General features: G+C 74.5%; 8 protein-coding genes. 6 read left to right on the top strand and 2 right to left on the bottom strand.

Annotated elements, in window-relative coordinates:
* A partial coding sequence (gene sepH / locus HLB15_RS21950) for a septation protein SepH (RefSeq protein ID WP_171108665.1) occupies positions 1-698 on the bottom strand: 698 nt, incomplete at its 3' end.
* Between the two features lie 120 nt (positions 699-818).
* Between sepH and HLB15_RS21955 the strand changes: the two genes are divergently transcribed.
* Positions 819-1,682 carry an inositol monophosphatase family protein gene (locus tag HLB15_RS21955; RefSeq protein ID WP_171108666.1) on the top strand — a complete coding sequence of 288 codons (864 nt, stop codon included), beginning with the start codon at positions 819-821 and terminating at the stop codon, positions 1,680-1,682.
* Positions 1,683-1,989: 307 nt separating this feature from the next.
* Positions 1,990-2,289 (top strand): DUF4193 domain-containing protein, encoded by a 300-nt coding sequence (locus HLB15_RS21960; protein WP_116675819.1) that lies wholly within the window; start codon positions 1,990-1,992, stop codon positions 2,287-2,289.
* Positions 2,290-2,418: 129 nt separating this feature from the next.
* Here HLB15_RS21960 and HLB15_RS21965 read toward each other — a convergent pair whose 3' ends face one another.
* The gene (locus HLB15_RS21965) at positions 2,419-2,859 is read right to left on the bottom strand and encodes a DUF3093 domain-containing protein (RefSeq protein ID WP_171108668.1); all 441 of its coding nucleotides are present in this window, start codon (positions 2,857-2,859) and stop codon (positions 2,419-2,421) included.
* An 80-nt stretch (positions 2,860-2,939) separates the two neighbouring features.
* On the opposite strand from HLB15_RS21965, the gene dut reads away from it, so the two are divergent.
* The 4 genes from dut to HLB15_RS21985 all read left to right on the top strand — a co-directional run bounded on the left by dut (position 2,940) and on the right by HLB15_RS21985 (position 5,556).
* Complete coding sequence (gene dut, locus HLB15_RS21970) at positions 2,940-3,419, top strand: dUTP diphosphatase (RefSeq protein ID WP_171108670.1); 480 nt, start codon at positions 2,940-2,942, stop codon at positions 3,417-3,419.
* A gap of 162 nt (positions 3,420-3,581) precedes the next feature.
* Positions 3,582-4,304 carry a DUF3710 domain-containing protein gene (locus HLB15_RS21975; protein ID WP_171108672.1) on the top strand — a complete coding sequence of 241 codons (723 nt, stop codon included), beginning with the start codon at positions 3,582-3,584 and terminating at the stop codon, positions 4,302-4,304.
* Positions 4,305-4,344: 40 nt separating this feature from the next.
* Positions 4,345-4,731: an OB-fold nucleic acid binding domain-containing protein gene (locus HLB15_RS21980; protein ID WP_171108674.1), complete on the top strand. Its 387-nt coding sequence runs from the start codon at positions 4,345-4,347 to the stop codon at positions 4,729-4,731.
* A 36-nt stretch (positions 4,732-4,767) separates the two neighbouring features.
* Complete coding sequence (locus HLB15_RS21985) at positions 4,768-5,556, top strand: DUF3159 domain-containing protein (RefSeq protein ID WP_171108676.1); 789 nt, start codon at positions 4,768-4,770, stop codon at positions 5,554-5,556.
* Positions 5,557-5,701: the final 145 nt, after the last annotated feature.

Below are 5,701 nucleotides of genomic sequence, written 5' to 3' on the forward strand. Positions count from 1 at the left end.
CCGCGGCGCTCGGAGAGGTTGTCGAGGAGCAGGTCGGTGTCGACCGGTTCGGGCGGCGCCGGGCGGCCCGGACGCTGCCCGACCCGGTGCGGCGGCAGCGTCGACACACCGGCCAGCGCGGGCCCGGCGTCGTCCTCGGGCAGACCGAGCCAGCGCGCCTCGTCGTCGAGCGCCTCGACGAAACCGCCACGCGGCTCGAGCGACCACCGGGCCGACCGCGGCCGCTCCGCCGCCGTGAACTCCACCTGCACGATCCACGGGTGCGCACCCTCGCGGGTCGCGGTCCACACCGCGTCGTCGGGCCGCACGCCGCGCGAGCGCAGGCGCTCGTCGGCGACCTCGCCCAGCGTCGTCGAGCCGTCGTCGTCGGTCAGGACCGCCTTGGCCCGCACCCGCGAGACCGCGTGCTCGCGCTCGGAGATCACCGGGTACTCGAACCGGCGCACGTGCTCCACGGGCAGGCCGGAGGCCTCCGCGAGCTGCTCGACGGTCTCGCCCGCCCGCAGGCGCGCCTGGATCTCGCGGGGACGCAGCGCCGACTCCTCCTGGGCCCGGATCGACTCCATGCGCGGGCGGTCACCACGGACCGCGGCGCGCAGGGCATCGGTGATGGGCAGGGTGCTCTGGGCGCCGTCGCGCGACACGAGGACGAGGCGTTCGCCGTCCTCGTGCAGCCGTACCAGCTCCAGCTCGTCCATGCCAGTCCTCCCGGGGTAGTCCTGTGGGCCGAGCCTGCCACCGCGCGGCCGTCCCGCGGCGCAGGCGCGTCGGTGTGCCGCGGGATAGTGGCGCGCGGTCGGGTGCGGCAGGATGGGTGCGTGACTTCACCCGCCCTGCCTGATCTGCCCGACGGCGTCACCGTCACCGCTCTGCGCGATCTCGCCGTCCGCCTCGCGACGGCGGCGGGCGCCCTGGTCCGCGAGGGGAGACCGGAACGGGTGGTCGTCGCCGCCACGAAGTCGAGCGACGTGGACCCGGTGACCGTCATGGACCGCGCCTCGGAGGACCTGCTGCGCGCCATGATCGCGGCGGAGCGGCCGGACGACGGGATCCTCGGCGAGGAGGGCGACGACGTGCCGGGCACGAGTGGGCTGACCTGGGTGCTCGACCCGATCGACGGCACCGTGAACTACCTCTACGGCGTGGGGGTGTGGGCCGTGTCGGTGGCGGTGGTCGCCGGCCCGCCCGACCCCGCCTCGTGGACGGTGCTCGCGGGCTGCGTGCACGGCGTCGCCGACGGGCGCACGTGGTCGGCGGGCCTCGGCGAGGGCGCGACGCGCGACGGCGCGCCCGTGCACGTCGGCTCGGCGGAGTCGCTCAGCAGGGCGCTGGTCGGTACGGGCTTCGGGTACGACGCCGGGCGCCGCGCCCAGCAGGCCGAGGTGCTGGCGCGCGTGCTGCCGCGCATCCGGGACATCCGGCGGATCGGCTCGGCCGCCGTCGACCTGTGCCTCGTGGCGGACGGGTCGCTCGACCTCTACTACGAGCGCGGCCTCAACCCCTGGGACATGGCGGCGGGTGCGCTCGTCGTGGCGGAGGCGGGCGGCGTCGTGACCGGGCTGCGGGGCGGGACGCCCGGCACCGCGATGGTCGTCGCGGGCCCGGAGCACCTCGTCGAGGAGCTCCTCCCGATCCTCGAGGAGGCCGACGCGGACGGCGCCGGCGAGGCCGCAGCGGGCTGAGATTTTTCTGACACCGCCCTGCCGCGCACGTCACCCGCGAGCGGGACGCGGTCGCCGCCGAGAAAGCGTCGTTGCAGGTCAGAGCGGGCGTGACGGGGGTTACACCCTTCTGTGTAGCGCGCCTGACAGAAATGGTGCACAATCCGGGGGCCGACTCGGGAACAAAACCGGGACCGCATGCATTATCAGCGCGTACACCCGCTGTGGGCGCCGTTCTGCGGCACATCACCCAGTCCCGGCCGGGGCGGCGTCGCACCCCGGACAGCCCGGACCCCGACGCGACCACCTACTCACGGAGAGCAACCACATGGCAACTGACTACGACGCCCCACGCAAGACCGATGAGGATGTCGAGCAGGACTCGATCCAGGAGCTGCAGGCACGTCGTTCCGACAAGTCCTCGGGCGTTGTGGACGAGGACGAGACCGAGGCGGCCGAGGGCTTCGAGCTCCCGGGTGCCGATCTGTCCGGCGAGGAGCTCGCCGTGCGTGTGCTGCCGCGTCAGGCGGACGAGTTCACGTGCTCCAGCTGCTTCCTCGTGCACCACCGCAGCCAGCTGGCCTACGAGAAGGCGGGCCAGATGATCTGCACGGAGTGCGCCGCCTGATCCACGAGGGCCGAGCACCCCGTCGAGCACAGACGGGCACTGACGACACGACCGGGCTGTCATGCGGACGCGTGGCAGCCTTCGTCGTCCCCGCGGCCGGTCTCCCGGCCCCGCGCTCCGACCGGGCGCTCAGCCCAGCGCTCTGACGAGCTGCTCCGGCCGGCGGGTCGAGACGAGCCAGTACGGGGTCGGGTCGGCCGGGTCCTCCAGCGGGACCCGCACCCCCGTGCGCGCCCAGGCGCGCAGGCAGACGTACGCCCGCGCGTCCAGGCCGGGGCCCAGCTCGTGGCGCATCGCGGCCACGTCGAGCGCCCTGGCCTCGCCGAGCAGCGCGACCGGGACCCGGGCGCCGCCGGCGCGCAGCACGCCGTCGGCGACCTCGACGACGGGCGACGTCGCAGCGAGCGCCGCCGCCGACCCGAGGCACACGACCGCACCGCTGACCGCGGCAGCGACGGCGTGCACGGGCCACAGCGCGATCGCGACGATGACACCGAGGCCGACCGTGCCGAGCCAGCCGCCCGGTCCGGGCAGGAGTCGCTCGTGGAAGGTGAGGGTCGTCGCCGTCATGCACCCATCATCCCAGCCCCGCGGGGGCGCGGGCACCGTCCCTCGCGGCACGGGGGCGTGAGGTGGCGTACTCTTCCCGCGTGCCGAACCCCGAGACGACAGCAGACGGCAGCACGGTCGACGTGCTCATCCGCCTCCTCGACGACGACGTCCCCGTCCCCGCCTACGCGCACCCGGGCGACGCCGGTGCCGACCTGGTGACGACGGTCGACGTCGAGCTCCCGCCCCAGGGCCGGGCGGTGGTGCCGACGGGGGTGTCGATCGCGCTGCCGGACGGCTACGCGGCGTTCGTGCACCCGCGGTCGGGGCTGGCGGCGAAGCACGGGGTGACGATCGTCAACGCGCCGGGCACGGTGGACGCGGGCTACCGCGGCGAGATCAAGGTCACGCTCCTGAACACCGATCCGGAGCAGGCCGTGAAGCTCGCCCGTGGCGACCGCGTGGCGCAGCTCGTGATCCAGCGGGTCGAGCGAGCGCGGTTCCTGCGCGCCGAGACCCTGCCGGGTTCGCACCGCGGCGAGGGCGGGTTCGGCTCGAGCGGCGGGTTCGCCGGGCGGTGACCCCACCGGCCTGACGCCGGGTGCGCGGACTTCCGTACCGGCCTGTCACCGGTCGGGTCTAGGCTGTAGGTAACGAGCGGATAACAACGAGCGGACTGCGCGTGCGCGGGACATCCCGCGCGCCCGAGGCGCGTCCGAGACGAACGACGAAGGAGCGTGGCTGTGGGTCTGTTCAGCCGACGAGGCACGACGAGCGAGCCTGCCCCGGTCGAGTGGGCGTCGGTGGAGGCCGAGCAGCAGAAGCGGTCTCACGGGCCGTTCGACCGGTCGCAGGTGGAGGAGATGGGTCCGCGCGTGGACCTCGGGGCGATCTGGCTGCCGGTGATGCCGGGTCTCGAGCTGCGCATGGAGATCGACAAGAAGACCCAGAAGGTGACGGGTGTGACGGCCGCGCTCGAGGGGTCGAACCTGCAGGTGCAGGCGTTCGCGGCCCCGCGCACCGAGGGGATCTGGGACGAGATCCGGCACGAGATCGCGGACTCGGTGAGCAAGCAGGGCGGCGTCGTGGACGACGTGCCGGGCGTGTTCGGCCGTGAGCTGCTGGTCCGCATGCCGGTGAAGGGGCCGGACGGCCAGCCGGCTCAGCGGCCCGCGCGGTTCATCGGGGTGGACGGTCCGCGCTGGTTCGTGCGCGGCGTGCTCGCCGGACGCGCGGCGCTCGACCCCGAGGCGGCCAAGGCGCTGGAGTCCGTGTTCGCGAACATCGTGGTGGTGCGCGACCAGAGCCCGCGCCCGCCGCGGGACCTGCTGCCGCTGACGCTGCCGAAGTCGGCCCGCAAGGACGGCGAGCCCGCGCCCGCCGCGGCGGGCTCCGAGTCCGCCGCGCCCCAGATGGCCGACTTCAACCCGCTGCGGCGGGGCCCCGAGATCACGCAGATCGGCTGACGAAGGATCTGACGAAGGATCTGAGAAGGATGTGGTGGTGATGTCCGTCCGCTCGACGCTCGCGTCGCGCCTCGCGCGCACGCTCGCGTCCAACGAGCAGGTCTCGGACAGCCAGGAGCGGGCCGACGCGTCGAGGAACGCCGGCTGCTGCGCCGTGGCCGCCCTGACGCCGCGTACCCGCGGCAAGGTCGCGGGCGTGCTGCGCTCCGTGGTGCTGCGGCCCCGCGAGGGCGTGCCCGCGCTCGAGGCCGAGCTGTTCGACGGGTCCGGCGCGCTGGACCTCGTGTGGCTCGGGCGGCGCACGATCGACGGGATCGAGCCCGGGCGGCGGATCCGCGTGGAGGGCATGGTCTGCGACGCGGACGGCCGGCTCGCGATGTTCAACCCGCGGTACGAGCTGCGCCCGCGGCCGGGGGAGTGCGAGTGAGCGGAGCAGCCCCGCGGGCACGGCACAATGGCCCCCATGAGTGAGCCCGCACGCGACGAGGTGTCCGAGCAGCAGAGCGCGCCCGAGCAGTCGTCGGACCAGCATCCGTCCGGCCGCCCGTCCGGTGACGCGCGCGGGGTGCGCGCCCTGACGAGCGAGGAGTTCTCCGCCGCGCAGGCCGTCGGCGGTGTGCGCGGGCTGGTCGAGGCGGTGCTGCCCGGCCTGGTCTTCGTCGTCGCGTTCGTGATCGTCAACGACCTGACGGTCCCGCTGATCGCCTCGGTCGTGGCCGCCGTCGTGCTCGTGGTGGCGCGGCTCGTGCAGCGCACACCGGTCACCCAGGCCCTCGGCGGCCTGCTCGGCATCGCCATCGGCGTGGTGTGGGCGTGGACGTCGGGCGAGGCCGAGAACTACTACGCGGGCGGCCTGCTGCTCAACGCGGGCTACCTCGTCGTGCTGCTCGGGACCATCCTCGCCCGACGCCCTGCCGTCGGCTACGTCGTGGAGGCGCTGCGCGCCGGCCTCACGCCGGACAAGGTGCGCGAGGAAGCGAACCGCGAACCCGGAGACGACGGTCCGTCCCCGTTCGCCGCGCTCACCGCCTGGCGGGACGACCCGGCGCGGATGCGCGCCTACCTGATCGCCACGTGGCTGTGGGTCGGGCTGTTCGCCCTGCGGCTCGCCGTCAAGACGCCCCTCTACCTCGCGGGCGACATCGCCTGGCTCGGCACGTTCCACCTGCTGCTCGGCGTCCCGCTCTGGGCGCTCGTGCTGTACCTGACCTGGTACGTGGTCCGGCGCCCGAAGGCCCCGGCCGGGGCCTGACGGCTCACCGCCCCGCCCCGGGCACCACGCGGTAGACCGGCAGCCGCTCGGCGAGCCGGCGCAGCGCGGCGTCCGGCGCGTCGGGTCCCACACCGAGGTGGGGCCGCGCGCCGGGGGCGACGGCGAGGTACCGGCGCAGCACCGG

Source organism: Promicromonospora citrea (assembly GCF_013004695.1).
GTDB classification, from domain to species: Bacteria; Actinomycetota; Actinomycetes; order Actinomycetales; family Cellulomonadaceae; genus Promicromonospora; species Promicromonospora citrea.

Excerpts from the sequence above, each read along its gene's own strand:
- HLB15_RS21960 (WP_116675819.1), top strand. The coding sequence starts at position 1,990 with ATGGCAACTGACTACGACGCCCCACGCAAGACCGATGAGGATGTCGAG.
- HLB15_RS21965 (WP_171108668.1), bottom strand. The coding sequence starts at position 2,859 with ATGACGGCGACGACCCTCACCTTCCACGAGCGACTCCTGCCCGGACCG.
- HLB15_RS21980 (WP_171108674.1), top strand. The coding sequence starts at position 4,345 with ATGTCCGTCCGCTCGACGCTCGCGTCGCGCCTCGCGCGCACGCTCGCG.
- HLB15_RS21985 (WP_171108676.1), top strand. The coding sequence starts at position 4,768 with ATGAGTGAGCCCGCACGCGACGAGGTGTCCGAGCAGCAGAGCGCGCCC.